At 57.1% G+C, this 4,231-nt stretch carries 2 protein-coding genes; both read right to left on the bottom strand.

Annotation, left to right across the window (positions count from 1 at the left end):
* Positions 1 to 152 precede the first annotated feature (152 nt).
* Positions 153 to 3,236 carry a transglycosylase domain-containing protein gene (locus tag G5182_RS20045; protein WP_227341864.1) on the bottom strand — a complete coding sequence of 1,028 codons (3,084 nt, stop codon included), beginning with the start codon at positions 3,234 to 3,236 and terminating at the stop codon, positions 153 to 155.
* A 208-nt stretch (positions 3,237 to 3,444) separates the two neighbouring features.
* Positions 3,445 to 3,762: a PTS system regulator TmaR gene (gene tmaR / locus G5182_RS20040; protein WP_005336024.1), complete on the bottom strand. Its 318-nt coding sequence runs from the start codon at positions 3,760 to 3,762 to the stop codon at positions 3,445 to 3,447.
* Between the last annotated feature and the right edge of the window lie 469 nt (positions 3,763 to 4,231).

Genomic DNA, 4,231 nt, shown 5'->3' with positions numbered 1-4,231 from the left:
TATCCATGATGGTAGACCTCAAGGTGATGGCCTACTTCAAGATTAGCCTTTCAACACGTAATTGGGACAGAGCCAAATAAAAACGGGGAGGCTGTCAGCCTCCCCGTTTTTTCTGGTCAGTTATCTGCGTGATGAGCGGTAATTCGCTCACATCACTGGTTCGCCAGACACTGGGTATGGGAGCCCGGTTGCAGGTAAGGCGTCAGCAGGGGAGCCATCCCCTTGAGCACCTGCACCGGCAGCGCCGAGGTGAAGCGGAACTTGTCAGACTGGCTACCCGGTACATAGGCGGTCAGGGTACCGAAGTGATCCTCACCCAGATAGAAAACGAAGGTCGCGGTGCGGTTGCGCGCCAGCGAGCTGGTCACGTTGCCATAACGACCCACGGTTTCAATCCGGTTATCCCCGGTCCCGGTCTTGCCCCCCATCTGCAGCACAGTGCCATCCGGCAGGGTAAAGGCACCGGCGATACGTCTTGCCGTGCCCCCTTCAACCACCTTGGAAAGCGCACTGCGCAGGGCGGCCGCCACCTCTGCCGGCATCACCCGGGTACCCTCGGTGTGCTGCGGCTCAAACTCGGTCTCGAAGGGCGTCCCCTTGGCGAACGAGAGGTGCTCGATACGCAGGGTTGGCGAGCGGACACCGCCATTCTGGATAATCCCCATCAGCTCGGCCAGTGCAGCCGGGCGATCGCCGGAGCTACCCAACGCGGTCGCCAGCGAAGGCACCAGATGGTCGAACGGGTAACCGAGCTTGGCCCAGCGCTGATGGATATCGAGGAAGGCTTCAACCTCCAGCATGGTGCGGATCCGGCTGTCACGGGCACTGCGATGACGGGTCTTGAACAGCCAGCTGTAGACCTCTTGTCGCTCGTCACGACTGGCCGCCACCGCGTCGGCAAAGGTCGCCTTGTCGAACTCCTTGAGATAGGCCAGCAACCACAGCTCCAGCGGGTGAACCCGGGCGATGTAGCCCTGATCCGGCAGTGAATACTTGCCCGGGCCATAGCTCACATAGAGCTGATTGACCCGCTTGGCGCTCAACTTCTCCCGCGGCAACCGCTCCGCCAGGAAGGCAGCAAATGCGGCTTCGCTGGCTTCCGGCATCAGGTAGCGGTGAACCGCCGCCAGACGTACCGCACTCGGCTTGAGACCGTCAAGGAAGGTATCGAGCTGCTCCTCGGGAGTCTTGCCGCGATATTTGCGCCAGAAGCGCAGCAGATAGGTCTGGCCCTCTTTGTCAGCAAATTTGGCCAGATACTCCTGACGACGGGGATCCTTGTCATCCTTCAGCAACTGGGCACGGTTGCCCTCCTTGTAGAGGCTGTAGCGCACGATATCGCGCATCAGCCGCACAAAGGGCAAGTTAATCGACTCACGCAAAGAGTCACGCAACGTCGGAATACGATTGTTATCCTCGCGGCGGAAGTTGTTGAAGGTGTGCATGCCGCCACCGGTAAAGAACCCTTCGTTGGGGCTGGCGGAGTATTTGCGATCCAGCGCCGCTTCCAGCATCACAGGCAGGCTCTTGTCCTGAGCCGTCATCAGATAGGAGATGGCCCAACGGCTGAGGTTGTCCTGAGAGACGGCAGCCAGCTTGCGCAGATTCTCGACCGGCATCCCGGCATAGTTGTCGTGCAGCTCGGCCACGATCTCCAGATAGGTGGTCAGCACCCGCAACTTGGCGGTTGAGCCCAACTCCAGCTTTGAACCTTCGTTGATATCGAACGGCTGATCGGTGTTGTCGGTCTGCACCCGCACCTTGAACCCTTCCGGCGACTTCTCGAACAGGGTGAAGCTGTAGCGCACATCGCCGGTCTTCTCCGGCGAGAGCAGGCGCTCACCAAACAGCCCTACCTGAGCGGCAAACGTCGGGTCGGCCAGCTGTTGCAGATAACGGGAGATTTCGTTCTGCAACGGCATGTTGAGGCTGGTATCGGCGGTCAGATCCATCCGGTCGAGGTCATAGAGCTGTACTCCGAGCTGACGGCTCAGGCGAGTACGGGCAACCTGCAACCCCTTGTTGTTGTTCACCCGGGTGATAGCCGGGGACTGCAGGAAGTCACGAAACGTAATCTTGGCCTTGAGCGCCGCCTCCATCAGAGGTGGCGTGATCATTCCCTCCTGCACAAACAGGCGCAGGTAGCTGTCGGTCAGGGTAGCCAATGCCTCTCGCCCTTGAGCCAGATAGTAAGAGGGACGGCGGTGCGCAATCATCAGCGAGACGACCTGACGCAGGGCAAGCCCCTGTTCGGCCAGCGGTGTGTTCTGGTTGCGGGCGGGGTCCAGCAGACGGTTCACGTCATCAACATTGGCACCAAACCAGACCCAGAGACCATCTCCCAGACCATGCACTTCACCATATCCCGGCGCAGCCGAGAGCGGTACCGAGTTGAGGTAGGCCCAGGCGACCAGTTTGCGCGCTTCGAGGGTGTCCGGCCCGAGACGATAAGCCCGCACGCTGGCAGAGGCCATCTGACGGATCTTCTCGGTCGGCGACAGGGTCAGGCCATCCGGCGAGTGGCGATACTTCTCCACCTGGGTCGCCAGGGTACTGCCACCGGCAGATTGATCCTGCATATCGAGCGCCTTGCCCACTTGAGAGAGCGCGGCCTTGGCAAAACGGGGCCAGTCGACCGCCGGGTTGGCCAACGGCTCTTCGTTGCTCAGCAAGTCGCGGTTCTCGATAAACAGCAGCGACTGGATGACAAGAGGCGGAATGGAGTCAAAATCCGGATAGTGATGGGTCGGATACTTGAATTGATAGAAAGGTTCTGCGCGGCAATCGTGCAACGTCAGGCCAGCCTGCACCTTCTCGGTATAGGGCACGAAGAAGCCACGACTGGCGTAGTCATAGAGCGCGTCGGAGAAATGCACCTGCTTGCTGACTTCATAGCCCCGCTGAAGCAAACGCTCCTGCATCATCGGCAGTTGCACATAGCCGAGCCGCTTGTCGAACGGGCCATCCTCAGGGAAAGCGATCTGCTTGCTCTGGCCTGGCTCGACCTGATAGGTGAGCTTGGCGGCATAGCGGGAGATCTCCTGAGATTGCAGCTTCGAGGTTTTCATCTCATAGCCAACCAGAGCGATCACCGCCCCCAAGCACAATAAAAAGAGAAAACAGAACAGCCAACGCCACCAGGGACGACGCTTGCGCTTTGGGTTCCCGTCCGAGGTCTGGACAGATGAATCTTGAGATGCCACTTGTGTCAAATCCGTCTGTTCTGATGCGCCCATATCAGCCCCACCATGGTTGCGCAATTTATTGTGTTTCACTCAAGCTTAGTCTTTTCAAGTCAATGGCTTGAAACTATTGACCGCTTTGTAGTGATGGTAACAGGGCAATTCTAAAAAGGGGAGCCGATTGTTGCAGGAGTGGCAGAGATCCGAGCTGATAACAAAACACCGGCCAGTGGCCGGTGTTTCTTAAGCGAAAGCGCAACGCTTATTTGTGAGAGCTCATGCCCTTCAGCTTGGTGCTCAGCTCTTTACGCTCTTTGGAGAGCTCGGCGTTCTTGATGATGTGGTCATCCACGCGCTCTTCATAGTCGGCACGCATGTTGGCGATGATCGCCTGCACATCATCAATGCTCATGCCCGGCTTGATATAGTCGCTCAGGTTGTCGAGCAGCAGCACGCGCTTCTGGTTGTCACGGATCTTCTTCTCGTTATCCGCAATTTCACGCTTGAGTTTGTTCTGGCGACGGGACATACGCACATATTCCAGTACATCGCTGAAGGTGGACTTATTTACTTGTTCCATATCGATACCACTGACTTAAGGTTGATAAAAACTGGCCAAGTTACACCTGGAGCCCGACACACTCAGCGCGGGACAGGCAAACTCAAGATGCCCTTACTCTACCGAGTTATAAACGAGATACAACCCTAATCGCGCGCCATGAACAGAGTTTGGCCAAAAGTAAACCAGTTAAAATGGCCAGTAATCCATCAGATAAGAGCTTGATATAGATAGAAAATGGAGGAGATAACAGGGTTTTAGTTCTCTTCCTTCAGATAAATGCTAACACTGGCTGTTTAACACGCTAAAAACACCAAAGCCCGGTCGTGAGACTGGGCTTTGACGTTCATTCTGGTGTGCAACCATCGGAGTCAGTGGGTAAAACCGCCCATAGCAAAAAGGCCTTCCCAATCGGGAAGGCCTTCAAATTAGTGGCGGAGCGGACGGGACTCGAACCCGCGACCCCCGGCGTGACAGGCCGGTATTCTAA

The organism is Aeromonas sp. 600948 (genome assembly GCF_049174875.1).
Taxonomy (GTDB): Bacteria; Pseudomonadota; Gammaproteobacteria; order Enterobacterales; family Aeromonadaceae; genus Aeromonas; species Aeromonas veronii_A.
Note: the sequence above shows the minus strand (reverse complement) of the source record. Positions and strands in the feature narration are given on the sequence as shown.